The sequence below is a fragment of the Mesorhizobium sp. B1-1-8 genome (assembly GCF_006442795.2).
In the GTDB taxonomy this organism is placed as follows: Bacteria; Pseudomonadota; Alphaproteobacteria; order Rhizobiales; family Rhizobiaceae; genus Mesorhizobium.
This window is the reverse complement of the sequence record NZ_CP083956.1, coordinates 2,823,545-2,847,940: the sequence shown is the minus strand read 5'-3', so window position 1 is coordinate 2,847,940 and position 24,396 is coordinate 2,823,545. Positions and strand designations below refer to the sequence as shown.

27 protein-coding genes and 1 riboswitch are annotated in these 24,396 nt (G+C 64.0%); of the genes, 9 read left to right on the top strand and 18 right to left on the bottom strand.

Going from position 1 to position 24,396, the window contains the following annotated elements; genetic code table 11:
- Nucleotides 1–86 precede the first annotated feature (86 nt).
- The 7 genes from FJ974_RS13860 to FJ974_RS13830 form a co-directional block, all read right to left on the bottom strand.
- A complete protein-coding gene (locus FJ974_RS13860) occupies nt 87–674 on the bottom strand; it encodes an NAD(P)H-dependent oxidoreductase (protein WP_140530754.1) in 588 nt (195 codons plus the stop codon).
- Nucleotides 674–1,255 carry an NAD(P)H-dependent oxidoreductase gene (locus tag FJ974_RS13855; protein WP_181177025.1) on the bottom strand — a complete coding sequence of 194 codons (582 nt, stop codon included), beginning with the start codon at nt 1,253–1,255 and terminating at the stop codon, nt 674–676. Before FJ974_RS13855 ends, FJ974_RS13860 begins: the two co-directional genes overlap by 1 nt.
- Nucleotides 1,255–2,652 (bottom strand): FAD-binding oxidoreductase, encoded by a 1,398-nt coding sequence (locus FJ974_RS13850; protein WP_140530907.1) that lies wholly within the window; start codon nt 2,650–2,652, stop codon nt 1,255–1,257. The genes FJ974_RS13855 and FJ974_RS13850 overlap by 1 nt, the downstream gene beginning before the upstream one ends.
- Nucleotides 2,652–3,953 carry a cytosine deaminase gene (locus FJ974_RS13845; RefSeq protein WP_140530749.1) on the bottom strand — a complete coding sequence of 434 codons (1,302 nt, stop codon included), beginning with the start codon at nt 3,951–3,953 and terminating at the stop codon, nt 2,652–2,654. Before FJ974_RS13845 ends, FJ974_RS13850 begins: the two co-directional genes overlap by 1 nt.
- 450 nt (nt 3,954–4,403) lie before the next feature.
- Complete coding sequence (locus FJ974_RS13840; RefSeq protein ID WP_140530747.1) at nt 4,404–5,255, bottom strand: ABC transporter permease; 852 nt, start codon at nt 5,253–5,255, stop codon at nt 4,404–4,406.
- Nucleotides 5,242–6,066, bottom strand: coding sequence for an ABC transporter ATP-binding protein (locus FJ974_RS13835; RefSeq protein WP_140530744.1), 825 nt, complete (start codon nt 6,064–6,066; stop codon nt 5,242–5,244). The genes FJ974_RS13840 and FJ974_RS13835 overlap by 14 nt, the downstream gene beginning before the upstream one ends.
- 14 nt (nt 6,067–6,080) lie before the next feature.
- Complete coding sequence (locus FJ974_RS13830; protein ID WP_140530741.1) at nt 6,081–7,085, bottom strand: ABC transporter substrate-binding protein; 1,005 nt, start codon at nt 7,083–7,085, stop codon at nt 6,081–6,083.
- A 253-nt stretch (nt 7,086–7,338) separates the two neighbouring features.
- Between FJ974_RS13830 and FJ974_RS13825 the strand changes: the two genes are divergently transcribed.
- Together FJ974_RS13825 and FJ974_RS13820 are read left to right on the top strand one after the other, a co-directional pair.
- On the top strand, nt 7,339–7,722 hold the full coding sequence (locus FJ974_RS13825) for a RidA family protein (RefSeq protein ID WP_140530739.1): 384 nt from the start codon (nt 7,339–7,341) through the stop codon (nt 7,720–7,722).
- Between the two features lie 56 nt (nt 7,723–7,778).
- On the top strand, nt 7,779–8,582 hold the full coding sequence (locus tag FJ974_RS13820) for a creatininase family protein (RefSeq protein WP_140530736.1): 804 nt from the start codon (nt 7,779–7,781) through the stop codon (nt 8,580–8,582).
- Nucleotides 8,583–8,597: 15 nt separating this feature from the next.
- Here FJ974_RS13820 and FJ974_RS13815 read toward each other — a convergent pair whose 3' ends face one another.
- Both FJ974_RS13815 and cobD read right to left on the bottom strand, forming a co-directional pair.
- A complete protein-coding gene (locus FJ974_RS13815; RefSeq protein ID WP_140530733.1) occupies nt 8,598–9,107 on the bottom strand; it encodes a tyrosine phosphatase family protein in 510 nt (169 codons plus the stop codon).
- Nucleotides 9,104–10,153 (bottom strand): threonine-phosphate decarboxylase CobD, encoded by a 1,050-nt coding sequence (gene cobD / locus FJ974_RS13810; protein WP_140530731.1) that lies wholly within the window; start codon nt 10,151–10,153, stop codon nt 9,104–9,106. Before cobD ends, FJ974_RS13815 begins: the two co-directional genes overlap by 4 nt.
- Here cobD and cbiB point away from each other — a divergent pair.
- A complete protein-coding gene (gene cbiB, locus FJ974_RS13805; RefSeq protein ID WP_140530728.1) occupies nt 10,152–11,141 on the top strand; it encodes an adenosylcobinamide-phosphate synthase CbiB in 990 nt (329 codons plus the stop codon). The genes cobD and cbiB overlap by 2 nt on opposite strands.
- On the opposite strand, the gene FJ974_RS13800 is transcribed toward cbiB, so the two are convergent.
- From FJ974_RS13800 to FJ974_RS13770, 7 genes are all read right to left on the bottom strand, one after another.
- A complete protein-coding gene (locus FJ974_RS13800; RefSeq protein ID WP_140530724.1) occupies nt 11,135–11,470 on the bottom strand; it encodes a hypothetical protein in 336 nt (111 codons plus the stop codon). The two genes, cbiB and FJ974_RS13800, sit on opposite strands and share 7 nt — an antisense overlap.
- Nucleotides 11,471–11,492: 22 nt before the next feature.
- Nucleotides 11,493–12,122, bottom strand: coding sequence for a cob(I)yrinic acid a,c-diamide adenosyltransferase (gene cobO, locus FJ974_RS13795; protein WP_140530721.1), 630 nt, complete (start codon nt 12,120–12,122; stop codon nt 11,493–11,495).
- Between the two features lies 1 nt (nt 12,123).
- Nucleotides 12,124–12,645, bottom strand: a complete 522-nt coding sequence (gene cobU, locus FJ974_RS13790; protein ID WP_140530718.1) for a bifunctional adenosylcobinamide kinase/adenosylcobinamide-phosphate guanylyltransferase — start codon at nt 12,643–12,645, stop codon at nt 12,124–12,126.
- A complete protein-coding gene (locus FJ974_RS13785; RefSeq protein ID WP_140530715.1) occupies nt 12,638–13,438 on the bottom strand; it encodes a CbtA family protein in 801 nt (266 codons plus the stop codon). Before FJ974_RS13785 ends, cobU begins: the two co-directional genes overlap by 8 nt.
- Before the next feature lie 15 nt (nt 13,439–13,453).
- Nucleotides 13,454–13,633 (bottom strand): CbtB domain-containing protein, encoded by a 180-nt coding sequence (locus FJ974_RS13780; RefSeq protein ID WP_140530713.1) that lies wholly within the window; start codon nt 13,631–13,633, stop codon nt 13,454–13,456.
- Nucleotides 13,634–13,668: 35 nt separating this feature from the next.
- Nucleotides 13,669–13,866, bottom strand: a riboswitch (cobalamin riboswitch).
- 71 nt (nt 13,867–13,937) lie between these two features.
- Nucleotides 13,938–14,624: a gamma-glutamylcyclotransferase gene (locus FJ974_RS13775; RefSeq protein ID WP_140530711.1), complete on the bottom strand. Its 687-nt coding sequence runs from the start codon at nt 14,622–14,624 to the stop codon at nt 13,938–13,940.
- A gap of 103 nt (nt 14,625–14,727) precedes the next feature.
- Nucleotides 14,728–15,927, bottom strand: coding sequence for an MFS transporter (locus tag FJ974_RS13770; RefSeq protein WP_140530708.1), 1,200 nt, complete (start codon nt 15,925–15,927; stop codon nt 14,728–14,730).
- Between the two features lie 232 nt (nt 15,928–16,159).
- On the opposite strand from FJ974_RS13770, the gene FJ974_RS13765 reads away from it, so the two are divergent.
- Nucleotides 16,160–17,161 carry a heparan-alpha-glucosaminide N-acetyltransferase gene (locus FJ974_RS13765; RefSeq protein ID WP_140530705.1) on the top strand — a complete coding sequence of 334 codons (1,002 nt, stop codon included), beginning with the start codon at nt 16,160–16,162 and terminating at the stop codon, nt 17,159–17,161.
- Complete coding sequence (locus FJ974_RS13760; RefSeq protein WP_140530702.1) at nt 17,158–17,637, top strand: methyltransferase family protein; 480 nt, start codon at nt 17,158–17,160, stop codon at nt 17,635–17,637. Before FJ974_RS13765 ends, FJ974_RS13760 begins: the two co-directional genes overlap by 4 nt.
- Before the next feature lie 288 nt (nt 17,638–17,925).
- Here the strand turns inward: FJ974_RS13760 and FJ974_RS13755 are convergent, their stop codons facing one another.
- Nucleotides 17,926–18,312 (bottom strand): MerR family transcriptional regulator, encoded by a 387-nt coding sequence (locus FJ974_RS13755; RefSeq protein WP_140530699.1) that lies wholly within the window; start codon nt 18,310–18,312, stop codon nt 17,926–17,928.
- Nucleotides 18,313–18,463: 151 nt separating this feature from the next.
- On the bottom strand, nt 18,464–19,861 hold the full coding sequence (gene mgtE, locus FJ974_RS13750; RefSeq protein ID WP_181177029.1) for a magnesium transporter: 1,398 nt from the start codon (nt 19,859–19,861) through the stop codon (nt 18,464–18,466).
- Nucleotides 19,862–20,285: 424 nt separating this feature from the next.
- Here mgtE and FJ974_RS13745 point away from each other — a divergent pair, with 424 nt between their 5' ends.
- From FJ974_RS13745 to FJ974_RS13730, 4 genes are all read left to right on the top strand, one after another.
- Nucleotides 20,286–20,909: a LuxR C-terminal-related transcriptional regulator gene (locus tag FJ974_RS13745; protein ID WP_140530904.1), complete on the top strand. Its 624-nt coding sequence runs from the start codon at nt 20,286–20,288 to the stop codon at nt 20,907–20,909.
- 121 nt (nt 20,910–21,030) lie between these two features.
- Nucleotides 21,031–22,221: an aminotransferase class V-fold PLP-dependent enzyme gene (locus FJ974_RS13740; RefSeq protein WP_140530693.1), complete on the top strand. Its 1,191-nt coding sequence runs from the start codon at nt 21,031–21,033 to the stop codon at nt 22,219–22,221.
- An 11-nt stretch (nt 22,222–22,232) separates the two neighbouring features.
- Complete coding sequence (locus FJ974_RS13735; RefSeq protein ID WP_140530691.1) at nt 22,233–23,192, top strand: HpcH/HpaI aldolase/citrate lyase family protein; 960 nt, start codon at nt 22,233–22,235, stop codon at nt 23,190–23,192.
- Nucleotides 23,193–23,211: 19 nt separating this feature from the next.
- Nucleotides 23,212–24,396: a malate--CoA ligase subunit beta gene (locus FJ974_RS13730; protein ID WP_140530688.1), complete on the top strand. Its 1,185-nt coding sequence runs from the start codon at nt 23,212–23,214 to the stop codon at nt 24,394–24,396.

Sequence of the window (24,396 nt, the reverse complement as noted above, 5' to 3'; positions counted from 1 at the left end):
CCTCATTCCTTCGCGCACCCCTCATCCGTCTCGGCGCTAACGCGCCGATCCACCTTCTCCCGCAAGGGGAGAAGGGAATCCGGCCCTCAAAACCTCTCCAGCCTCGCCCTTACCTTCCCCAGAAACGCCGCCCGGCTCTTCGGTGTCGAGGCGTCCATCAGGTAATGCGCCAGGAAGAACGTCCTGCAGCGCGCGCCGCACAGCGCCCGCATGCCACGCAGGATGGTCTTGCGGCCGGGCTGGCCGACGACGACGCTCCACCAGGTCGGCGCGCCGCAGGTGGTGATGACGCCGACCTTGGTGACATGCCTCATCAGTGACTTGATCCTGCCCTTTCCCGCCGGCAGCTTGAAGGCGATGTCGGTCGCCCATACCCGGTCGAACCAGCCCTTCAGCATCGCCGGCAGCCCATACCACCATGTCGGATAGATGAAGAGGATCGCCTGCGCCCATTTCAGATGCTCGAAATGCGGCTCGAGTGCCGGATCGTCCGGAGCGCGGTCATTGTAGGAGCGCCGCTCCTTGCAACTCATCACCGGATTGAAATTCTCGGCATAGAGGTCGAGCAGCCGAACATCCCAGCCTCTTCGCGCCAACACCTCGACAGCGGTATCGCGGATCGCGGCGCAAAAACTCTCCGGCACCGGATGGCAATAGACCACCAGAATACGCATTAGAACCGATCCATCCTGGCCGCGACTTTTGCCAGAAAGGCTTTGCGCGTCTCGTCGGTTGATAGATTCATCGAATAATGCGCGAGGTAGGAGACCGGGGCGCCGGGCTTGATCGTGGCCCGCAGCATGCGCTTCACGATCCTGCGCGGCGGATCGCCCATCAGCATGGCGCGGAACCGGCTGCCGCCATAGGTGGTGACGGCCGCCAGCTTGCTTATGTTGTGCAGCGTCGGCCGGACCTTGCCGTCGACCAGCTTGAACGACACGCCGGGCAGGAAGACGCGGTCGAAAAAGCCTTTGAGGATCGCCGGATAGCCGTAATTCCAGACCGGGAATGACAGCACCAGCGCCTCGGCTTTGCGCAGCCTTTCAATGTAGCCGATTACGGCATCGCCCGGCCCGCGCTGGTCGTGGTAGCCGAGCCGCTCGGCCCGCGTCAGCCGCGGATCGAAATCCTCGGCGTAGAGATCGCAGTCGTCGATCGCATGCCCTGCCGCAGAAAGCCGCTCGACGATCGTCTGGTGCAAGCCGGCGTTGAAGCTGGTCTCCACCGGATGCGCGTAGAGGACGAGGACGTTCATCAGCCCGCCTTCTGCAGCCCCTTGAACAGGAACGACTTGCCCGAGCGATAGTCGTAGTCCGGGTTTTCCCAGGCGATCATCTTGCCGGGATTGAGCAGGCCTTGCGGGTCGGTCTCGCGCTTGAAGGCAAGCTGCACGTCGTCGGTCCGCTTCATGCCGCCCTCTTCCAGCGTGTAGCGGTGCGGGTTGAAGATCCAGCAGCCGTTGTCCTCATGGATGCGGATGATCTCGTCGAGCCGCTCTTGCGTGGTGAAGCGGACCAGCGGCAGGCCGGCGGCGCCGATCGCGCCGTCGAAGCGGATGAATTCCAGATGCGCCGGCACCTCGTCGCCGAACCGGTCGACCATCGCCTTGACGTGGGCAAGGTGATCCGGCGACGGGTAGCGCGCCTGCAGATAGGTGATGGTCGGATCGACGCGGATCGCCCTCAGCGTTGTGTGGTTCCAGGTCAGTTCATAGGCCGGCGGCAGCCCCTTGAGATCGGCTTCCTGGTCGGCTTGGAAGACGATTTCGCCCTTGCCGCTGCGGACAAAGGCGAGGAAGGCGTCCATCGCATGCGGCGCGATCATGCACACCACGATGCTCTGCTCGCGCCGGAAGAATTTCTGGTGCCGCTTGAAATAGTCGTAAGGGATCGGTGCAGCGATCGGCGTGATCAGCTTGGCCAATATGCCGTCCTGGATGGCGAGGTCGTTGCCGAAGCCGGCCGCATCCATGAAATCGTCGAAGCCGACGATGACGTCGATCCAGTCATAGGAAGCGGTCAGCGGCATCTCGACTTCGGTTACGACGCCGTTGGTACCGTAGGCGTGCATGACTTTGAGCACATCCTCGCCGGTAAGTTCCATGACGCGCGGTTTGGCCTCCATGGTCACCGTCCGCAGCCGGATGACATTGCCGAGGTCGCGCAACCCGCCCCAGCGGATCGAGCCTATGCCGCCGGAGCCGCCGGCGACGAAGCCGCCGATCGAGGCCGTGTTGTAGGTAGAGGGCGACATGCGCAGCTCCTGCGCGGAATGCGCGCGAGTCGCCCGGTCGATTTCGGCCAGCACGGCGCCCGGCCCGGTCACGACGCGCCCTGGCGCAATCGCCTTCACTTCGTTCATTTCTGCGAGGTTCAGCACCACGCCGCCCGACAGCGGCATCGCCTGCCCATAATTGCCGGTGCCGCTGCCGCGCGGCGTCACCGGGATGCCATGCTTGTGGCACGCGGCAAGCACGTGGATCACCTCGGCCTCGTTCTTCGGCGTGACGATCAAATCGCCGGTGACATGGTCGAGCTGCTGTTTCAGAACCGGGCTGTACCAGTAGAAATCGCGGCTCTTCTGCTGGACGATCGCCGGATGATCGTCGATCTTCAGCCCTTCGAGATCGCGCTTCAGCGCTGCGATATCCATCATCCCACCATCAGTTCATCGAGTTCGGCATAGTCGGGCAGCTTACGCTCGATCGCCCTGCCCTCGCGCACCACGATGCGATCCGATTCGGGCCGCGACAGCAATTCGGTCCAGCTACGCCCCTTGAAGACGATGAAGTCGGCGCTGCCTCCGGCGGCAAGGATGCCGGCGCCTTCGAGGCGCATCACCTCGGCCGGCGTCGCCGCAACAGCCTTCGGCCAGTCGCCGACCGGATGGTCGAGATGCAGGGTGCGCGTCGCCATGCGGTAGACTTCCAGCACGTCGAGATCGCCATAGGCATAGAACGGGTCGCGCGTGTTATCGGAGGCGACCGCCACCTTGACGCCGCGCGCCTTCATCTCGTGCAGCAGCGTCACGCCGCGCCAGCGCGGGGTCGTTTGGTTGGTACGCCTGTCTTGCAGATAGAGGTTGCACATCGGCAGCGACACCACCGCGAGCCGCGCCTTCGCCACTTTGTCCAGCGTGTCGAGGACCTCGAGGTCCGGCTGGCGCGCGAGCGAACAGCAATGACCGACCAGAATGTTGCCGTCAAAACCGTTCCACAGCGATGCTTCGGCGATCTTCTTCAGCGATATGGCCGCGACGTCGTCGGTCTCGTCGGCGTGGAAATCGAGGTCGAGCCCATGCCTGATCGCCTGCGCGAACACCTGGTCCAGCAGTTGCTCTAGGTCGGGCACCATGTAGGTGACGACGCCGAGCACGCCCTTGGCCGCCGCGACGCGCTTTGCCAACCTTTCGAACCATACTTTGTCGCGAACGCCTTCGATGCCGAACAGGCAGGCCGCCTGCAATTCTATGCGCCCGCGCCATCTCTCCCGCATCGTTTCGAACACCGGCCAGGAGATTTCCTCCTGCGGCGGCACACTGTCGAGATGCGTGCGCAAGGCCTTGGTGCCGTGCGCGTAGGCGCAGCGCAGCGAAAAATCCATGCGCCGCGTAACGTCTTCCGCGCTCCAGCGCGCCGCGCGGTCGGCGCCGGTGGCGTTGAGCGCGCCCATGAAGGTGCCGTCGGGATTGGGTTTTCGCGGCCAGATGTGGCCCTTGTCGATATGGGTGTGGCAATCGACGAAGCACGGCAGCACGATGCGGCCGCCGAGGTCGATCGCATCCGTCGGCGTATTCGACTTGCCATGCGCGGCGATGCTGGCGATCCTGCCGTCGACGACGGCCATGTCGGCGAGCGCAAACCCGTCGGCGTCGAAAGCAGCGGCGAGACCCGGCGTGAGCGATCGATGAAGCCGAACGTTAGTGAGGCGATAAGAACCAGAGGTTGGTATCAAGGCGTAGCCCCCGCTCTCCTATGCAAAACCGTTCCCCAAATGGGTCGGTTGAGTCGGAGACACGGCGAACGGCCGTGCGGAGACATCGCGAACAGTTTTGCACCGCTGCTAAGCTCAAAGGGAACGGCATGGATCCTAGGGTCTACGCGTCCGCTTCGCTCCCGCTTCGCCCTAGGATGACGAACAGAAAAGATGCCGCCACCATTCGCAAACATCGGGGATACCGGGGGTTCTACCAATATCCGGCATTGGCGATTTGCATATGCCTTCCTGTCCTTCGTCATCCACGGGCGGAGCGGGAGCGAAGCGGACGCGTAGACCCGAGGATCCATTCCGTTACGGTCGCCGAAGGATGCGGCGGTATAAAACTGTTCGCGATGTCTCCGCACGCCTGTTCGCCGTGTCTCCGGTCCAAGCAGCCCGTCACTGTTCTCAATCACGACCTTCACCCTACCGCTCCTGCTTCAGCGCGCTCTCATGCCAGCGGCGCAGGATGAGATGCGACACCAGCGACAGCACCAGGAAGATCAATATGCCGGTGAGCGAGATCAGGATCAGCGCCGCGAACAGGCGTGGCGCGTTGAGCCGGTAGCCGGCCTCGATGATGCGCGAGGCAAGCCCGGACGACTGCCCCTGCGCGCCGGCGACGAATTCGGCGACGACCGCGCCGATCAGCGACAGCCCGCCGGCGATCTTCAGCCCGCCGAGGAAATAGGGCATCGCCGCCGGCAGGCGCAGATAGCGCAATTGCTGCCACCGTGTCGCGCCGTTGAGCTTGAACAAATCGCGTAAGTTTCGGTCGACCGAATTGAGCCCAAGCGTCGTGTTGGAGAGGATCGGGAAGAAGGCGACGATCCAGGCGCAGAGCAGAAGTTTCGTCGTCTGGTTGTTGATGTAGATGTTGATCAGCGGAAAGATAGCGACGATCGGTGTCACCTGCAGCACGATGGCGAAGGGGAAAAACGACATCTCCACCCATTTCGACTGCGCGAACAGTACCGCCAGCCCGACGCCGCCGATGACGGCAAGCAGCAGGCTGAGGAAGGTGATCCTCAGCGTCACCAGCAGCGAGGAGAACAGCAACCCCGCATCGTCATGCAGGGTCTGCAGCACGACGCCAGGCCGCGGCAGGATGTATTGCGGGATCTCGTTCCAGACGCAGACGCGGTCCCACAGCCATATCGCCAGGATCATGATCGCCAGCGGCAGAACCCATTTGCCGATCCGCTCCAGCCGCTCCTGGCGAACGCGGCGCGCCTCCTCGGGATCGAGTTTCAGCGTGGCGTCTTCAATGGCCGTCATGGCGCGGTCCGGCGGTTGAGTTGATGGCGTTGACCAGCACGTCGGATGCCTGCCGGCAGAGCGCGGCGTAATCTGGCGAGGTGCGAAAGGCCTCGTCGCGCGGATAGGGCGCGCCGATGACAAGCTCGCTATGCACCCGGCCCGGCCGCGCCGCCATGACGACGATGCGGCTGGACAGGAACACACTTTCGAAGACGCTGTGGGTGACGAAGACGACGGTGAAGCGCTCGTCCTGCCACAGTTCCAGAAGGTCGTTGTTGAGCTTGAAGCGAGTGATCTCGTCGAGCGCCGCGAAAGGCTCGTCCATCAACAGGATGCGCGGCTTCGTCACCATGGCCCGCGCAATCGAGACGCGCATCTTCATGCCGCCGGAAAGCTCGCGCGGCACCGCGTTCTCGAAGCCGGTGAGATGGACGCGCGCAAGCATCTCCATCACCGCCGCAGACGCCTTGGCCCGCGACACCCCCTTCAACCGGAGCGGCAGCCAGACATTGTCGAAGACGCTGGCCCAGGGCAGCAGCGTCGGCTCCTGGAAGACGAAGCCGATATTCGAACGGTCGATCGAGCCGCGCCACTCGAGCTGGCCGGCCGTCGGCGTCGACAGGCCCGCGATCAGCCTGAGCGCCGTCGACTTGCCGCAACCCGAAGGCCCGAGCAGACTAAGGAAATCGCCTTCGCGGATCGTCAGATCGACCTTGCTCAGCGCCGTGACGCCGTTGGAAAAGACCTTACCGACATTGCGCAGCGCCAAAAGCATTGGTTTTTCGCCCGATGCCATTATCGGCGCATGCGCCATTTTCTCCTGCATCATCCCAGGCGGGCCGCTTATTTCTTCAGCTCCAGCCCAACACCCTTGTTGATGAAGGCCAGCGTATAGGCCTTCTTGATGTCGATGCCCGGCTTCGCGACCTTGGCCTTGACCATCTTGTCGTAGAAGCTCTGGATGCGGGCGTCTGTCATGGCGCCGATGCCGAGCTTCTCCGAATCGCCGGAGTCGACGATGCCGAACTTCTTCAGCTGCTCGATCGAGAAGGCGATCTGCTCATCCGTCATGTCCGGATTGTCCTTCTTGATCATGGCGTTGGCCGCCTTGTTGTCGCCGTAGAGGTAATTGTACCAACCCTTGGCCGAGCCATCGACGAAGCACTGCACCACCTCAGGCCGCTTGTCGATCGTATCCTGCATAACCTCGATGGTCGTCGCGTAAGTGTCCCAGCCATTGTCGGCGAGCAGGAACTGATTCGGCACGAAGCCGCCCTGCTTCTGCACGGCAAACGGTTCGGACGTCACATAGCCCTGCTGGATCGACTTCTTGTTGGCGATGAAGGGCGCCGGATTGAAGGTGTAAGGCACGCGCTTTGCGGGATCGAAGCCGAGATCGGTGACCATCCACTGGAAGAAGGTCTGCGCGCCTTCGTCGCCGAGAATGTACTGATCGGCGTTCTTCAGGTCCTCCCATTTGTCCAGCCCCTGCCCCGGCTGAGACATGATGACTTGCGGGTCCTTCTGAAAGTCGGCTGCGACGACGCGCATCGGAATGCCCTGCTGCACGGCGTCGAAGGCCGAGAGCAGATTGCCGCCCATGTAAAAATCGATCTTACCTGCAAGCAGCATCGGTCGGCCGCTGACCTGCGGGCCGCCCTGCATGATGGTGACGTCGAGGCCGCAGGCGGCATAGGTGCCGTCGGCGATCGCCTGGTAGTAGCCGCCATGCTCGGGCTCGGCCAGCCAGTTGGTGCCGAAGGTGACTTTCTCGTTGGCAGCCGCACCCAGCGTGCCAGCTGCAAGCAAGACGACGGCCCCCGCCAGAATCTTCTGTTTTCCGTACATTAACATCACCCTCTCTTGGCTCCGGCGCGCTGCGCGCTGGGCTCAACACCATTGGTTCAAGAAGCAAGACACATGCCACCGCCTGGGCCGCCTGCTTGCGCGGCAGTCATTGCCGAGACCGGAAGGGTCATGCTGTACGGGAGGCATCGTGCCTATTTTTTGGACCCGTGTCCATAATCGCCCGGGCGGCATGCACCGCATCTTGAAGGTTTCGTGAGTCCAGCCTTAGTCTGCCTTCGGACAGGAGAATGCCATGCTTAAATACCTCACCCCCCAATCGATCAAGCCGCCTTTTGCCCGCTATAGCCACGGCGTCGAAATTCCAGCTGGGAAGCGCATTGTCCTGTGCTCGGGCCAGTTGGGCATCGGTCCGGACGACGCCGTTCCCGAGGATGCCGGCGCGCAGACGGAGCTTTGCTTCAAGAACATCGCCGCGATTCTCGGCGAAGCAGGGCTGACGCTGAACGATATCGTGCGCATCAACGCCTTCGTCACCGACCGCGCGCATCTGCAGGCCTATATGGATGTCCGCAACCGGCTGTTTTCCGATCCCGCGCCGGCCTCGACGCTGATCATCGTCGCCGGCTTCGCCCGCCCGGAATTCAAGGTCGAGGTCGAAGCGCTGGCTGCGGGCTAGCGGTTGCCGGCAGCCCTCAAGCGCTCTAGACCATTTGGGGCCTGACCAATCGGGAGATGAAAGTGACGACAAGACGTGTGTGGTGGGGCGATTACCGGACGACCGAATACGCCTCGATCGACGCGGAAGCGACGGTCGCCGTGCTGCCGGTGGCGGCAATCGAGCAGCACGGCCCGCATCTGCCGGTCTCGACCGACACCTCGATCATGACCGGCATGCTGGAGACGGTGATCTCGCGTCTGCCCGACGATCTCGACATCCGCATTCTGCCGGTGCAGGCGGTGGGCAAGTCGAACGAGCACCTGCATGCGCCCGGAACGCTCACTCTGCCGGCCACCACCCTGGTCGACGCATGGACGGAGCTCGGCCTGTCGATCGCCCGCGCCGGCGTCAGGAAGCTGATCGTCGTCAACTCGCATGGCGGCAATGAGGAGATCATGGGCATCGTCACGCGCGAATTGCGCGTGCGGGCCAAAATGCTGGCGGTCAAGACGAGCTGGCAGCGCTTCGGCAGGCCGGCCGGCATGTATTCCGAGCTCGAGGATCGCCACGGCATCCACGGCGGCGATGTCGAGACCTCGCTGATGCTGCATTTCCGCCCCGATCTGGTCGACATGGGCAAGGCCGACGATTTTGTCTCCAATGTCGGCCGCGCCGAAAAGGAATTCGCCCTGCTGCGCCACACCGGCACGCATGCCTTCGCCTGGATTGCCAGCGACCTCAATCCGAACGGCGTGGTCGGCGACGCCAGCATCGCCACTGCCCAGAAGGGCCGGCTGACCGCCGAGCATCAGGCCGATGGCTTTATCGGGCTCATCCGGGATGTGCGAAAGGCGAAGCTTGCCGACTGGCTGTCATAACTAGCCCAAATCGACTTAAGCTTCGATTCTCAACTCGAACGGCGTCCCCTCGAAAGCTTCGGCGCCGCGTCCGATTGCTTCGACAGCAGCGATCATTCGGCCGTCGCGTCCGAGCAAGGTATCTGCGACGGCAATCAGCCTGGGATTGGGCGTCGCAGACGGCGACAGAAAACGCAACGTCCTGGCCAGTTCCGCCTCGTCGCGCCTGGGCGCCAGCGCCGCCGCAATAATGTAGGCCGACGCCGTCGAGCGGCTGATGCCGGCATAGCAGTGCACGACCATCGGCTTCACCCTGTCCCAGCGATAGGCGAAATCGAGCAAAGCGCGCACATGCTCCTCGCCGGGCATGGTCATGCCGTCCTGCGCGACAGCGATGTCATGCATGACCAGATGCAGATGGTTTGCCGCCGCGATCGAGGCTGGGCGGGTCACCTCGGTGCCGGCGGCAAGCAGCGACAGCAGACGCTGGGCGCCAGTTCTCGTAACAGTTTCCTCGACCTTCGATAGCGAACAGACGTTAATCATCGGCCGATCTCCTTCAGCGCATCGTCGCGCCGCGAGGCCCAGCCGGCAAGGGCGCTTTCGAGCCGCTGCCATTCCTCGTCCGTTCCTGGCAGGCCGGCCCGCAAGACCTGGGGCCGTTCAGCGAAATGGCGAAGCAGGATTCCACGCTCGCCAAGCGCCGAAAACAGGTGGGCAGCCTCAGGCAACACGAGATAGCGGAACAGCGTGGTGCCGCCGGCGACTGCAACCCCATAGCGGCCGAACAGCGCGTCGAGGCGCTCCGCGTCCGCCGCCAGGCGTCGCCGCATGCCGGCCTGCCATTCAGTATCGGCCAGCGCGCGGACACCGTATTCGAGCGCCGGGCCGGCAACCGCCCAGGGCCCGAGCTGTGCCTGCAGCCGCTCGGCCGTCAGCGGGTCGGCGAGCGCAAAGCCCAGTCTCATGCCCGCGAGGCCGAAGAACTTGCCGAAGGAACGCAGCACCACGATGCCGCCCGCGCAGACGTCGCCGGCCAGGCTGTGCTCGGCCGGGCCGACATCCATGAAGGCCTCGTCGACGACCAGCAGGCCGCCCCTGGCGCGGAGCTCGCCGGCAAGCCGAAGCAGCTTTTCGCGCTCAACGATACGTCCGTCCGGATTGTTGGGGTTGACCAGCACGGCGAGATCCGCCTCGGCCAAGGCGTCGAAGTCGCCGACCTCGGCCGCCGTGTGGCCGGCGATTGCCGCTGCCCTGGCGTGTTCGGCATAGGTAGGGCCGAGAACCAGCGCCTTGCCCGGCCTTACCAGCGAGGCGACGCGCGGCAGAAGGATCTGCGTGCCGGGCGCTGCCGCCACATGCATCGCCGATGGCGCGCCATAGGCGTTCGCCGCGATCCCGGCCAGCTCGCGCAGGCGCTCCGCTTCCGGCAATCGTGACAGGATGGTGGCGGGCAGGTCGAAAAGCGGATAGGAGTGCGGATTGATACCCGTCGAGAGGTCAACGAAAGGCATGGGGGCATGAGGAAAAAGCGCGCTTGCGCGGCCAAGGCTGCCGCCATGATCCACCGCCGCAATTCCAAGTAGCTTCATGTCGATCCTGATCGCTTTCCTGTCGCTCGCCGTTGAACGCGTCCTTGGCTATCCGGACTGGCTGGTCGGCGCCATCGGCCATCCCGTCACCTGGATCGGCAGGCTGATATCCTTTCTCGATCGCAGGCTCAACCGCGCCACCGATTCCGACGAATTGCGTCGCCGCCGCGGCGTCCAGGCTTTGCTGGTCATCGTGCTGGTGCCTGCGGCCATTGGACTGGCACTGCATGTCCTGCTCTGGCTCATCTTCCCGTCCGGCCTGCTCATAGCGGCCATATTGGGCTCCTCGCTGCTGTCGCAAAAAAGTCTGGCCGAGCATGTCGAGGCGGTGGCCGATGCGCTGGAGACCGGGGGCCTGACGCTCGGCCGCATCGCCGTCTCGCGCATCGTCGGCCGCGACCCGGAAAAGCTCGACAAGGCCGGCGTCGCCCGCGCCGCGATCGAAAGCCTGGCCGAGAATTTCTCCGACGGCATCGTCGCACCGGCAATCTGGACCGGCATCGGCGGGTTGGCGGGGGGAGCGGCTTACAAGGCTGTCAACACCGCCGATTCGATGATCGGCCACCGTACCCCGCAACATGAAGCCTTCGGCTGGGCGGCGGCGCGCTTCGATGATCTGGTCAATGTGCCGGCATCGCGCCTGACCGGCCTGTTGATCGTGCTGGCGGCCTTCCTCGTCAAGGGCGCCGATCCTCACAAGGCCTGGCTGGCCATGCGGCGCGATGCCAGAAAACACCGTTCGCCCAATGCCGGCTGGCCGGAGGCGGCGATGGCCGGTGCGCTGGGTCTGGCGCTGGCGGGACCGCGCAGCTATCGCGGCGTGGTCGTCGACGATGCTTTCATGGGCGAAGGCGGCCGGCGCGAGGCCGAAAGCACCGACGTTCGCCAGGCGCTGAAGCTCTACCGGGTCGCCGACTGGCTGCTGATCGGCCTGTTCGCGATCCTTTCGGCGGTCGCGATTTATCTAGGTATTTTAATCACTCAGTGACTCGGTAGCCCAGTTTGCCAGGAGACACGGACTTCCTTCGCATTTGGGTCGGCAGCTGAACCAAACCTTTTGATCGCATAACCGCCAGCGGCAGCTAACGAGGATTTCAAAACAGGCTCAATGGTGACGAAAAGTTTCTCGGCATCTGGCCCGTACAAATAGAGGGTGCACTCGCCCCCGCCAAACTCGTCGCCGTCAAACTCACCGACGTCCGCATTTGAAACGACTTGCTGCAACTGATCCTCAAGAACTTGGATCGATTGCCTTTCTTGCGGCGTCCCAAACTGACCGCCACTCAAAAGAAGACAGACAATCACCGCTTGTTCCAACGGACTTCCCCGGGATAGGTGACTAGAATTCGATACCCTGCTGGGCTTTCACGCCCGCCGAAAAATGGTGCTTGGTCAGCCCCATCTCGGTGACCAGATCGGCCGCCTCGACAAGCGCCGGCTTGGCGTTGCGGCCGGTGACGACGACATGAAGGCCTTCCCGCCGCGCCTTGAGCGCCACAACTACCTTCTCCAGATCGAGATAATCGTAGCGCAGCGCAATGTTAAGCTCATCGAGCACCACAAGGCTGATCGACGGATCGACCATCAGCTCCAGCGCCTTCGCCCAGGCGGCTTCGGCGGCGGCGATGTCGCGTTTCAGGTCCTGCGTCTCCCAGGTGAACCCCTCGCCCATGGCGTGCCAGACGATGCGATCGCCGAAAGCGGCGAAGGCGTCCTTTTCGCCCGTGTGCCATTTGCCCTTGATGAACTGGACAACGCCGACGCGTTTGCCGTAGCCGAGCATCCTGAGCGCCAGCCCGAAGGCCGCGGTGGTCTTGCCCTTGCCGGGTCCGGTGTTGACGATCAGCAGGCCCTTCTCGATCGTCTTGCCAGCCACCTCGGCGTCCTGCACCGCCTTGCGCCTGGCCATCTTGGCGCGATGGCGTTCGGCTTCCTTATCTTCAGTGGTCTTGTCTTCGATCCCGGCCATGTCACTTAACCTTGAGCGGCAGTCCTGCCACCATCAGCAGCACCGTATCGGCAATCGCGGCAACCTGCTGGTTGAGCCGGCCGGCGGCATCACGAAACCGGCGCGCCAGTGCATTGTCCGGCACGATGCCGAGCCCGACTTCGTTTGACACCACGAACCACGGTCCGCATGGCCGCGACAGAACGTCGACGAGCCGCCCGCATTCGGCCTCGATATCGTGCTCTGCGAGCATGTGGTTGGTCAGCCACAAGGTCAGGCAGTCGACCAGCACCGGCTGGTTGTCGGGCAAGGCTTCGAGCGCGCCGGACAGATCGAGCGGCGCGTCCACTGTCACCCAGCCTTCGCCGCGCCGCGAGCGATGCAGTGCGATGCGCTCGCCCATCTCGTCGTCATAGGCTTGCGCGGTGGCGATATAGGCCCAAGGCGGTGGCCGCGCCGTCACCAGCGTTTCGGCATGCGCGCTCTTGCCGGAGCGCGCACCGCCGATGATGAAGGTCAGCTGACCCGTGGCGCGATCAGGCAAAGCTGTCGCGCAGGCTGGCCCCCGCGCCGGTGAAGCGGCTGCGCACCACGCCGGCGACAGCGCCCAGCACCAGCCAGAACACCAGATCGGTGAGCGTCACCGCCACCACAAACTGACGGTGCAACCCTTCCGGGATTGCCGTCTCGAAGCTGTCGGGCTGCGGCGCGCCGACAATGTGCGGCGCCACAATCAGCACGACGCCAAGGATCGTCAGCGGCAGCGATTTGCGGAAGGCGATCAGCCCGAGGCCGATCGCGGTCGCCGCCACCGTCGAGACCCACCAGATCTGGCGCGGCGGCAACTCGGCGACCGGCATCGCCGGCAGCTCGGGAGGCAGGCCGAGACCAGGGGCCAGCGTGAACACGGCGAAACCGGCAAGGCCCCAGAACACCCCCTGGCGCCAGCTGCCGATGCCGCCGGCAAACTCCGACACCGCGACGAGGATCAGCGCAAAACCGATGCCGGTGACGATGTTGGCGACGACGTTGAAGGCGAAGCGCTCGAAGCCGTCGGCGGGCGTCCAGCCCTCGTCTTCGGCCGGAGCAGCCGCTTCCGCCGGAGCCGGCGCGATAGAGCTCATGGCGTTTTCCGCCGGCGCGGCTGAACTCATGGCATTGCCGGTTGCGGCAGGCGCGGCAGCGTGGTCGTGATGATGGCCGCCGCCGGCTTTTTCATAGACTTCCGCCTTGAGGATCAGCGGCACTGTCGCATAGGCCTGCATGCAGGCGAGAACGACGCCGGCCACGAGCCCCGCGATCGCCGCGACGAACACGACGTTGCGAAACAGGTTCATGATGTCAGATCCGCGTCAGTGGCAGGGAAACGCCATCGAATGGCGATAGTCGTGGGCAGCGTTGTGGACCGCATCGATATGCGAGAAGCCGACAAAGCCGACGACGAAGACGCCGAGCAGTGCCGCGAGAGCGAGCTGTATGAAGCGCGACTGCGAGGAGACGGAGGCGCCGAGAGAAACGGAAGCGGTAGCCATAGCTTGTCCTTTCACCCTCCACCCGAGGGCACGTAAGTCAGTTTCCTGTCGCCGGCAGGTCTCCTGGCTCGCGGATCAGCGCCCTTCCCCACCTTCCCGAGGACTTTCCCCAGTGGTCTAATGGAGAGGACTACCGCACACAGTTGCGGGGGCAGCAACGGCATTGGACAGGATTTGTCCGCACCGCATTCCCTCTTCGTCCCAAAAACGGAACCGACGACAAGGACGACTATAGGCAGAATCGTTGGGGCCGGCAAACCAAATTCCGTCACCGTGCGGCTGGATTGCGCCACCGGTTGCTGCGCTACGAGGCGGCGATCCTGACGGCCACGAGCTGCTGCAGCCGCCACAGATGGGTGTCGTGGATGCCGCGTTCCTCGAGGTTCTTCACGGTGTTGTAGAGATAGTCGGCACCCGAACCCCAATGGCCGCAGGAGGTTGCCAGCCTTTCCACCACCTCGCCTTCGTCGAGAGGGCCGGCATAGGTGGTGCCGTTGCGGTTGATGACGAAGGCCAGCGCCCGCAGCGGCCCGCTGTCGCTTGCCAGCCTTAGCAGGCGGGGATGGTAGCTCGTCGGCTTCAACGTCACTTCGCGCCTCAGAAGCCTGTCGAGTTGCCGGCGCCGGTCGCCATCGCCCAGCCGGAAAGCGACCCCCTTGCATTGGCCGCCCCGGTCGAGCGCCATCATCAGGCCCGGTTGCTCCCTGGTGCCGCGCCAGCGTGTCATGTTCATGCAGAAGGAGCGATGCCAGCCCCGCGCCACCGCCACCCGCTCCTCGACATGCTCGATCTCTGGCTTCCAGATCAGCGAGCCGTAGCCGAACAGCCAGACTGGTTCTGTGGCGGGAAGTTCGGGCTCCAGCGCATCCAGCATCGCGTCGTAGTCGGCATCGTCCAGATGCGCGGCATGCGGGTCCGGTCCGCTGTCCTCGACCTGCCGAAAACAGCGGGCGACCAGTTCCTCGGTCAGCGACATCGTTCTTGCTTGCATGCGCGCAGCCCTGAGCAGCCGACGCAACCGCCGGCGATGACGAACGGATCTTAAGGGCGGCGCCCGCAAGCCACAATGCGGCCGCGTAATTGCCGCTCTCCGATCAAAGCGACCTCGGCAAATAGCGCCAGGTGACGAAGCCGCATGCGACGGCCAACAGGCCGAGCGTGACGAACACCGATCCGAGGCCGAAGAAGGACAGCACCACCGAATAGACCAGCGGCGGCGTCAACTCGGAGAAATCGAGATAAGTGCGGTAGACCGCCGCCATCTGCGCCTTTTCATAGGACCTGACGGAGCGCATGAAGGCGGTCGAGCCCAGCGCGTCGAGCGCGATAGTGAAGAGCGCGCCGCAGAGCAGGAAGGCGGCGGTGAGCAGCGGCACGGCTTCGCCGACGCCGCCTGCCGCGAAAAGCATCGCCGCCATGGCGAAATAGGCGAAGGTCATGGTCCGCCGCCCGCCGAACCGCTTTCCGGCCTTGCCCCAAAAAATCGCGGTGAACAAAAGCGCGTTGCCTGCCGACACCAGCAGCCCGCCGGCAAGCTTGCCTTCCCCGGTGATCACCATGAACAGCGGACCGTAGACGAAGAACGTCGTCCAGAAGCAGGAGCGGCCGAAGGCGATCAGCCAGGCAAGCCGCAATCTCGGCTGCGCGATGAAGCGACCGATATTGGCGAGCGGATTGGCGGGCCGGCTCTTGCCCGGACGGATCGACGGGTTGTCGCTCAGCCGGTAGGTCCAGAACAGCGCAAGCAGCGCCAAGGCAAAGACCACGACCGCACCTTGCGCGGCGTAGATGCCGAAATGCGTGTAGAGGACAATGCCGAGCGTCGGCCCGCCCGTCCAGGCAAACATCGACCACGCCATGCGCAGCGATTCCGACTGCATGAAATCGGTCTTGCGGATGTGGTCCATGATGTAAAGGTTGAGCGTGATCGAGAGCGCGCTGGCGCCCATCACCCGGCACAGCATGCCGGCGAGTTGCCCGGCTAGCGTATGGGTGACGAAGAAGACCGAGCCGAGCGCCAGCAGCAGGCAGCCGGCCGTATAGACCCAGCGCCGGGCAAAGCGGCGGATCAGCATCGGCATGAACAGCGTCACCGACAGCCCGAGCAGCGAGACGACGGTGTAGAGGATCGAGACGATCTGCTCGTTGTGCAGGATCTCATAGGCCTGGATCGGAATGACGCTGGAGATGGTGGCGCGGGCGAAGGATTCGACCGCATAGAGCGAGGCGAAGGTGCGCGCGTCGGCAGGCCGCAAGGCGGGAAGCCAGATCGGATGGCGCACGTGGGTGGACATCAGCCCTCCGAGACGGGAATCGCCGGCCAAATCTGGCCGGACCACTGGCTTGCCGGTAGCAGGAAACCGACCCCCGCGAGCCGAAAAGCGAAACCCGCCAAAGGCTTTCCGCTGCTGGCCTAAAGCAGTTTGCCATGCCGCCCGCCCGATGAGGATCTGCCCTAACGCCACCTTCTGTTGCCGGCTTGAACCGTGATAGTCGTTTGGCACGACTGAATCGGAACGCGAGATCATGAGCATGGAGACGACGAGCGAACCCGCTCAGGACGCACCGAAGCAGCGCCGCATCATCGCCATCGACATCCTGCGCGGCATCGCGCTGATCGCCATGGCGAGCTACCATTTCACCTGGGATCTCGAGAATTTCGGCTATACCGACCCCGGCCTGACCGCTTTCGGCTGGTGGAAAATCTACGCCCGCTGCATCGCCTCGACCTTCCTGTTCCTGGTCGGCGTCAGCCTGTTCCTTGCCCATGGCCGGCAGATCCGCTGGCCCGGCTTCTGGACGCGGTTTGCCATGGTCGCCGGGGCGGCGATCGCCATCTCGGCCGTCACCTGGTTTGTCACGCCGGACGGCTTCATCTTTTTCGGCATCCTGCATGAGATCGCGCTGGCGAGCCTGCTCGGCCTCGCTTTTCTCAGGCTGCCGGCGCTGCTGACGGCAATTGTTGCAGCGCTCGTCATCGCGGCGCCTTTCTATCTGCGATCGGAGTTCTTCGACCACCCGTGGCTGTGGTGGGTCGGCCTTTCGGCGACCAACCCGCGCTCCAACGACTATGTGCCGCTGTTCCCCTGGTTCGGCGCGGTGCTCGCCGGCATTGCCGTGGCAAAGTTCGCTTCCGCTTCCGGCCTGCTTGCCCGGCTGGGCGCCCTGACGCCCGGCCGCTGGTCGCGCCCGCTCACCTTCATCGGCCAGCACAGCCTCGCCTTCTACCTGATCCACCAGCCGCTGCTGTTCGGCTCGGTCTGGCTGTTTTCGCAGGTCATGCCGGCCGCCCCCCAGGACAAGGAAGCCGGCTTCCTGCCGGCCTGCCAGGCGCAATGCGAACAGCAGCGGGACACCAACTTCTGTTCCAGCTATTGTGGCTGCATGCTGGACACGCTGAAGGGCGAAGGATCGCTCGACAAACTCTACGGCAACGACCAGACCAGCATCTGGAAATCGCATCTTGAGGATCTCGCGAGCACCTGCACCGCCGCGACCGAAAGCAAGATGGAGGGAGGGCAGCAATGACCGGCACGACCAAGCCCAAGCATGGGATCATCCCCTGGCCGCCGGTGATCTACGTCGTGGCGATCGTCGCCAGCATCGTACTCGGCATGCTCTATCCGCTGCCGTGGATCGGCGACATTTTTGGCGGCCTTTTGTTCGGCGTCGGCTGGGTGGCCCTGTTCGGCGTCGCCGCGCTCTGGGTCACCGCGATCCGCACAATGATCCGCGCCAGGACGACGCTCGATCCCAACGCCGAGCCGGACCATCTGGTGACGTCGGGCCCGTTCGGCATCACCCGCAACCCGATGTATCTCGCCAATACGCTGCTTCTGATCGGCGTCGCCTTCATCACCGGTATCGCCTGGTTCCTGCTGTTCGCCTTCATCGCCAGCTTCGCGACGCAGAAGATGGCGATCGAGAAAGAAGAAAAGATGCTGGCGGCAAAGTTCGGCAAGAAATACCGTGACTACGCCAAGCGAGTGCGGCGGTGGATTTGAGTTGGCTCGGCTCGGCTCCCATCAGCAGGTCGCTAGGAAACAAGATCGAAGACCTCGGCGATTGGCCGAAACGTTCCGAATGTCGTCATCCTCGGGCTTGACCCGAGGATCCATGCCGTAACCTCCGTCATCGAGCGCAACGGCGCAGAATTCTGCAATCGTTGCAACGCTTTAGCTTCACGGCATGGATCCTAGGGTCTGCGCGCGTCGCTTCGCTCCTTGCTCCGCCCTAGGATGACGAAGTTCAGGACGCTCAGGCCAACTGCCGACGTTCGCTATGCAGGATCCCTATGTATTCACGCCGAGCTCGGCCAGCCGCTCCACGCACGACTCCTCGGCCTGATCCAGTTCGGCAAGCGTCTCTTCGAGATCGCGCCGCTTTTGCCTCAGATCCTCGCGCTTTTCCTCAATGCGCCTGATCATCAGCTTGAGCTGGCCGACCTCGCCGGGCGGCTCCTTGTACATCTGAATGATCTCGCGGATCTCGTTGATCGAGAAGCCGAGCCTTTTTCCCCGCATGATCTGGCGGATGAGATGCCGGTCGGACGGACGGAACAGCCGCGTCCGGCCGCGCCTGATCGGCTGCACCAGCCCTTCGTCCTCGTAGAAGCGAAGCGTGCGCGTCGACACGTCGAATTCGCGCGTCAGCTCGGTGATCGTGTAATATTCCCGCATTCCCGCTCCATCCCGAACGTCAGCGCGATGGCCGCCAGCGGCGTCGCCCTTCCTCCGATCAAAACCCCGTCATGTGCCGGAATCGGCACGTGACCCCGAGCCAGCGTCGCACGGCATTTACGTAAAAGTCAATTGACGGCGACCTATTGCTTTAGCGAATGCTGAACCACCACGTCGCCAGTCCAAGAAAGGCAAAGAAGCCGACGACGTCGGTGACGGTGGTGACGAAGACCGCCGAGGCCACCGCCGGATCGATCTTGAGACGATCGAGCAGCAGCGGGATCAGGATGCCGGCCAAGGCGGCCGCGAACATGTTGATGATCATCGCCGCCGCGATGATCCCGCCTAGATTGGGATCGCGGAACCAGGTCGCCGCGACGATGCCGATCAGCACTGCGAAGACGATGCCGTTGATGAAGCCAACGCCCAGCTCGCGACGGATGATGCGCGAGGCGTTGTAGATATCGAGATCTCTCGTCGCCAGGGCGCGCACGGTGACCGTCATGGTCTGCGAGCCGGCATTGCCGCCCATGCCGGCGACGATCGGCATCAGCACCGCCAGCGCCACGATGTGCTCGATCGTGCGGTCGAACAGGCCGATCACCGATGCGGCGAGGAAGGCAGTCAGGAGATTGACCAGCAGCCAGGGCACGCGCGAGCGCGAGGTGGCAAACACCGTGTCCGATAGTTCTTCGTCGCCGACGCCGCCCATGCGCAGCAGATCCTCCTCTGCCTCCTCCTGGATGACGTCGACGACATCGTCGATGGTGAGCACGCCGACCAGCCGCTCGTTCTCGTCGACTACGGCGGCGGAGAGCAGGTTATACTGCTCGAATTCCCGCGCCGCCTCTTCCTGGTCCATGGTGGCCGGGATGGCGTGCCGCGTCTCATGCATCACCTCCTCGACCTTTACCGCCCGCTTGGTGCGCAGGATCTGGTCGAGGTCGATGGCCCCTAGCAGCTTGAAGCTCGGATCGATGACGAAGATCTGGCTGAAGCGCTCGGGAAGGTTCTTGTCTTCGCGCATGTAGTCGATGGTCTGGCCGATCGTCCAGAACGGCGGCACCGCGACGAATTCCGTCTGCATGCGCCGGCCGGCCGTCTCTTCCGGATAGTCGAGCGCGCGCCTGAGCCGGATGCGTTCGGTGAACGGCAGCTGCGACAGGATCTCGTCCTGATCCTCCTGGTCGAGATCCTCGAGAATGTAGACGGCGTCGTCGGAATCGAGTTCCTGCACCGCCTGCGCGATCTGCGCATTGGGCAGGTTGTCGACGATATCCATGCGGATCGCTTCGTCGACCTCGGTCAGCGCGGAAAAGTCGAAATCGGCGCCGAGCAGCTCGACCAGGGCGCGACGCTGCTCGGGATGCAGCGCCTCGATGAGGTCGCCGAGCTCCGACTGGTGCAGGTCGTCGACTTCGCGTTTTAAGGTGAGCGTGTCGCGGTCGGCGATCGCCGCGCCGATCCGGGCAAGGAAAGACGATCGAACGGCGCCGTCCTCGCCATAGATGTCGGCGTGGTGCTCGTCGGCGATCCCGGCGCCGGTCATCTGTCTGTCCTGGCCTTCCACCAGCGCCTCCGCCTCAGGAATCCGGAAAGGGTGTTGAATCAGGTCTAGAGCATGATCCCGAAAAGGGGAAACCGCTTTTCGGGAAATCCGATGCTTATACGGGCAGATAGGGCCGCGATGCGATTCGTCTTGCGAAGAGGTGGCGCTAACACGCGGAATATCCGGCGAAAATGCGCCCGCCCGACACCTCTGAGACGAGCCGACTGCATGGCGATCCCGGTTCAGCCGGCGCGACAGCGCATGTCGCTGGGGAAAGAGCACACTCTTGCGGTTGAGGCAGAATTGTCATGACACAGGTCCGGCCGCGAGGTCGGACCATTGAGGCACAAAATCAGGCGGGGAGAACCGACGGCCCTTGCACATCAAGTCCGGGAAAACGAGCAATGAAATCGGCGAGCGGCGCATTCGCGTTGTCGTCGCCGAGCGCAATCCGCTCGTCATCTCGGCGCTCCGCGAAATGCTGGACTGCGACGGGCGTTTCGAACTGCTGGGCGCCTTGCAAAGCGGCAAGCAATTCCTGGAAATGGCGGCAGAGACCAGCTTCGATGTCGCCGTCATCGGCTGGAAGCTCGCCGACATGGACGGCGCCGACATCCTGGCCGAGGTCCAGAACCGCAAGCTCGACATGCGCATCACGGTCTTTTCCAACGACCATGACATCGGCATTTTAAAGCAGTGCGTGCGCCTCGGGGCTCAGGGCTACTGCTTCCAGTTCGACGACCCGGCAATCATCTTCGAGACGATCCTGGCGGTGGCGCATGGCCGCATCTGCATCCCTTACATCGACATCAACAAGGTCAATGACACGCCGCTGTCGCAGCTTACCGTGCGCGAACGTGAATTGCTGGCGGTGCTTTCCGACGGCTGGACCAATCTCCAGATCGCGACGCGGACCGGGATATCCGAGAACACGGTGAAGTACCATCTCAAGAATCTCTACGACAAGCTCGACGTCCGCAACCGCGCCATGGCGGTGGCGCTCTATGCGAGCGAGAAGCGCCGCAGCCCCAAACCGCCTTTCGGGTAGGACGGCCGGGTAGGCCGGGCCTACCCGCGCGCGGCGACAACTTACCCGGCAAGGTGTTGTCGCGCCTCGTCGCCGGAACGACAATCCCTCCACAATCCTGAAAACGATCGGAGGCGTTCGCATGGCTGGGTTCACCCATCTTTTCATCCCAGGCCCCACCAACATTCCCGAACAGGTTCGGCAAGCCATGAACCTGCCGATGGAGGACATGCGCGCCGCCTCCTTCCCCGATCTTACGCTGCCGCTGTTCGAGGACATCAGACGAGTATTCAAGAACGAGACCGGCCGCGTCTTCATCTATCCGTCCTCCGGTACCGGCGCCTGGGAAGCGGCGATGACCAATGTGCTCAGCCCCGGTGACCGGGTGCTGATGTCGCGCTTCGGCCAGTTCTCGCATCTGTGGGTCGACATGGCCGAGCGCCTCGGCTTCGAGGTCGACGTCATCGACTGCGAATGGGGAACCGGCGTGCCGCTCGACCTCTATGCCGAGAAACTGAAGGCCGACAAGGCGCACCGCATCAAGGCGGTGTTCTGCACCCAGAACGAGACCGCGACCGGCGTCACCAGCGACGTCGCCGGCTGCCGCGCCGCGCTCGACGCCGCCGACCACCCTGCCCTTCTCTTCGTCGACGGCGTCTCCTCGATCGGCTCGATCGACTTCCGCCAGGAGGAATGGGGCGTCGACTGCGCTGTCAGCGGTTCGCAGAAAGGCTTTATGCTGCCGGCCGGCCTCGGCTTCCTGTCGGTCAGCAAGAAAGCGCTCGCCGCGTCGCGGGTCGCCACCCACCGGCGCTGCTTCTTCTCCTTCGAGGACATGATCCGCGCCAACGATGCCGGCTATTTCCCTTACACGCCGGCGACGCAGCTTTTGCGCGGCCTGCGCGCCTCGCTTGACCTCATCGTCGAGGAAGGGCTGGACGCCATCTTCGCCCGCCACCATCGCCTGGCCGAAGGCGTGCGCAAGGCAGTCGACGCCTGGGGCCTGAAGCTTTGCGCCAGGGCGCCGAAATGGCATTCCGACACGGTCAGCGCCATCCTGGTGCCGGAGGGCATCGACAGCGGCGACGTGGTCAAGCGCGCCTACGGCACCTACCAGACCTCGCTCGGCGGCGGCCTCAACAAGGTGTTCGGCAAGGTCTTCCGCATCGGCCATCTCGGCTGGCTGAACGAGGTGATGGTGCTGGCCTCGCTATCGGCGGCGGAAATGGCGCTGCTCGACTGCGGCGTCCGTCTCGCGCCGGGCTCGGGCGTCGGCGCGGCCATCCAGCACTTCCGCGCCTCCGCGCAGCTGCCGGTCGCCGAAGCGGCATAAGGGAGCCGACCATGAGCCATACCATCAACCACCTCAAGAAACTGCGGCTGCAGCGCAGCGAGCTGGCAGTTCCGGGCTCCAGCCCCGAGATGATCGACAAGGCGGCGAACAGCGCCGCCGACTTCGTCTTCCTCGACATCGAGGATGCCGTCGCCCCGCCCGACAAGGAACGCGCCCGCAAGAACATCATCCAGGCGTTGAACGACATCGACTGGCGCGCCAGGGGCAAGACCGTCTCGGTGCGCATCAACGGCCTCGACACGCATTACATGTACCGCGACGTCGTCGACGTGATGGAGCAGGCCGGCGACCGGCTGGACACCATCCTGGTGCCGAAAGTCGGCGTGCCAGCCGACCTCTATATGGTCGAGGCCATGGTCAACCAGATCGAGATGGCCAAGGGTTTCAAGACCCGCGTCGGCCTCGAAGCCTTGATCGAGACCGCGCTCGGCATGGCCAATGTCGAGGCGATCGCCGCCGCGCCCGGCCGGCTGGAGGCGATGCATTTCGGCGTCGCCGACTATGCCGCCAGCAACAAGGCCCGAACCGTCAACATCGGCGGCCTCAACCCCGACTATCCCGGCGACCAGTGGCATTTTGCCCTGGCGCGCATGACGGTCGCCTGCCGCGCCTATGGCCTGCGCGCCATCGACGGTCCGTTCGGCGACTTCTCTGATCCCGAAGGCTATACGGCCGCCGCCAGACGCGCAGCCGCGCTCGGCATCGAGGGCAAATGGGCGATCCATCCCTCGCAGATCGCGCTTGCCAACGATGTGTTTTCGCCGCCGGAAAAGGAAGTCGCCCGCGCCAGGCGCATCCTGGAGGTGCTCAAAGAGGCGGAGGCGCTCGGCAAGGGCGCCGCAGCGCTCGACGGCAAGATGATCGACGCGGCGTCGGAGCGCATGGCGCGCAACGTGCTGGCGGTAAGCGAGGCGATCGAACGCGCCGGCCAAACGCACGCCGCGCGGTAGGAAATATCGGGAGGAAAAAATGGACATTCACGAATATCAGGCCAAGGAACTGCTCGCCCGTCACGGCGTGCATGTGCCGCGCGGCGGCCTCGCCTACAGCCCCGAGCAGGCCACATACCGGGCGCGCGAGATCGGCGGCTCGAAATGGGTGCTGAAGGCGCAGGTTCATTCCGGCGCCCGCGGCAAGGCCGGCGGCATCAAGCTGTGCGCCAATGACGAGGAGATCTCCAACGCGGCGGAAGCGATGCTCGGCCGCAAGCTGGTGACCCAGCAGACCGGCCCGCGCGGCAAGCTGATCTCGCGCCTCTATCTCGAGGAGGCGGTCGACATCGCGCAGGAACTCTATCTCGGCTTCGTGCTCGACCGCAAAGAAGAGCGCGTCATGATCGTCGCGTCGGCCGCTGGCGGCATGGAGATCGAGGATATCGTCGAGGAGGCGCCGGGTTCGATCATCCGCGCCACCGTCGATCCCGGTGTCGGCATGCAGCAGTTCCAGGCGCGTGAGATCGCCTTCGGCCTCGGACTTGAAAGCAACCTGATCGGCAAGACGACCGAAACCATCCTCGGCTGCTACCAGGTGTTCCGCGACTACGACGCCTCGATGCTGGAGATCAACCCGCTGGTGGTGACCCGCGACGGCAGCCTTGTCGCGCTCGACGCAAAAATGTCGTTCGACGAGAACGCGTTGTTCCGGCGGCCGGAAATTTCCGAACTGCGCGACAAGAGCCAGGAAGACCCGCGCGAGACTTTCGCCAGCGACCGCGGCCTCTCCTATGTCGGCCTGGAAGGCAACATCGGCTGCATCATCAACGGCGCAGGCCTCGCCATGGCGACGATGGACATGATCAAGATTGCCGGCGGCGAACCGGCCAACTTCCTCGACATCGGCGGCGGCGCCTCGCCGGAGCGGGTGGCGAAATCCTTCCGCGCCGTTCTCGGCGACAAGAACGTCGAGACCATCCTGGTCAACATCTTCGCCGGCATCAACCGCTGCGACTGGGTGGCCGAAGGCGTCATCAAGGCGATCCGCGAGGTCGGCGTCGACGTGCCGCTGGTGGTGCGGCTGTCCGGCACCAAGGTCGAGGAAGGACGCCGCATCCTGGCCGATTCCGGCGAAGCGGTGATTGTCGCCGAAACGCTGGCCGAAGCCGCCGAAAAAGCCGTCGCCGCCTGGCGCGCGGCCGCCAAGAAAAAAGCAGCCTGA

Excerpts from the sequence above, each read along its gene's own strand:
- FJ974_RS13860 (WP_140530754.1), bottom strand. The coding sequence starts at position 674 with ATGCGTATTCTGGTGGTCTATTGCCATCCGGTGCCGGAGAGTTTTTGC.
- FJ974_RS13855 (WP_181177025.1), bottom strand. The coding sequence starts at position 1,255 with ATGAACGTCCTCGTCCTCTACGCGCATCCGGTGGAGACCAGCTTCAAC.
- FJ974_RS13850 (WP_140530907.1), bottom strand. The coding sequence starts at position 2,652 with ATGGATATCGCAGCGCTGAAGCGCGATCTCGAAGGGCTGAAGATCGAC.
- FJ974_RS13840 (WP_140530747.1), bottom strand. The coding sequence starts at position 5,255 with ATGACGGCCATTGAAGACGCCACGCTGAAACTCGATCCCGAGGAGGCG.
- FJ974_RS13835 (WP_140530744.1), bottom strand. The coding sequence starts at position 6,066 with ATGATGCAGGAGAAAATGGCGCATGCGCCGATAATGGCATCGGGCGAA.
- FJ974_RS13830 (WP_140530741.1), bottom strand. The coding sequence starts at position 7,085 with ATGTACGGAAAACAGAAGATTCTGGCGGGGGCCGTCGTCTTGCTTGCA.
- FJ974_RS13825 (WP_140530739.1), top strand. The coding sequence starts at position 7,339 with ATGCTTAAATACCTCACCCCCCAATCGATCAAGCCGCCTTTTGCCCGC.
- FJ974_RS13820 (WP_140530736.1), top strand. The coding sequence starts at position 7,779 with ATGAAAGTGACGACAAGACGTGTGTGGTGGGGCGATTACCGGACGACC.
- FJ974_RS13815 (WP_140530733.1), bottom strand. The coding sequence starts at position 9,107 with ATGATTAACGTCTGTTCGCTATCGAAGGTCGAGGAAACTGTTACGAGA.
- cbiB (WP_140530728.1), top strand. The coding sequence starts at position 10,152 with ATGTCGATCCTGATCGCTTTCCTGTCGCTCGCCGTTGAACGCGTCCTT.
- cobD (WP_140530731.1), bottom strand. The coding sequence starts at position 10,153 with ATGAAGCTACTTGGAATTGCGGCGGTGGATCATGGCGGCAGCCTTGGC.
- cobO (WP_140530721.1), bottom strand. The coding sequence starts at position 12,122 with ATGGCCGGGATCGAAGACAAGACCACTGAAGATAAGGAAGCCGAACGC.
- FJ974_RS13785 (WP_140530715.1), bottom strand. The coding sequence starts at position 13,438 with ATGAACCTGTTTCGCAACGTCGTGTTCGTCGCGGCGATCGCGGGGCTC.
- FJ974_RS13780 (WP_140530713.1), bottom strand. The coding sequence starts at position 13,633 with ATGGCTACCGCTTCCGTTTCTCTCGGCGCCTCCGTCTCCTCGCAGTCG.
- FJ974_RS13775 (WP_140530711.1), bottom strand. The coding sequence starts at position 14,624 with ATGCAAGCAAGAACGATGTCGCTGACCGAGGAACTGGTCGCCCGCTGT.
- FJ974_RS13770 (WP_140530708.1), bottom strand. The coding sequence starts at position 15,927 with ATGTCCACCCACGTGCGCCATCCGATCTGGCTTCCCGCCTTGCGGCCT.
- FJ974_RS13765 (WP_140530705.1), top strand. The coding sequence starts at position 16,160 with ATGAGCATGGAGACGACGAGCGAACCCGCTCAGGACGCACCGAAGCAG.
- FJ974_RS13760 (WP_140530702.1), top strand. The coding sequence starts at position 17,158 with ATGACCGGCACGACCAAGCCCAAGCATGGGATCATCCCCTGGCCGCCG.
- FJ974_RS13755 (WP_140530699.1), bottom strand. The coding sequence starts at position 18,312 with ATGCGGGAATATTACACGATCACCGAGCTGACGCGCGAATTCGACGTG.
- mgtE (WP_181177029.1), bottom strand. The coding sequence starts at position 19,861 with ATGACCGGCGCCGGGATCGCCGACGAGCACCACGCCGACATCTATGGC.
- FJ974_RS13740 (WP_140530693.1), top strand. The coding sequence starts at position 21,031 with ATGGCTGGGTTCACCCATCTTTTCATCCCAGGCCCCACCAACATTCCC.
- FJ974_RS13735 (WP_140530691.1), top strand. The coding sequence starts at position 22,233 with ATGAGCCATACCATCAACCACCTCAAGAAACTGCGGCTGCAGCGCAGC.
- FJ974_RS13730 (WP_140530688.1), top strand. The coding sequence starts at position 23,212 with ATGGACATTCACGAATATCAGGCCAAGGAACTGCTCGCCCGTCACGGC.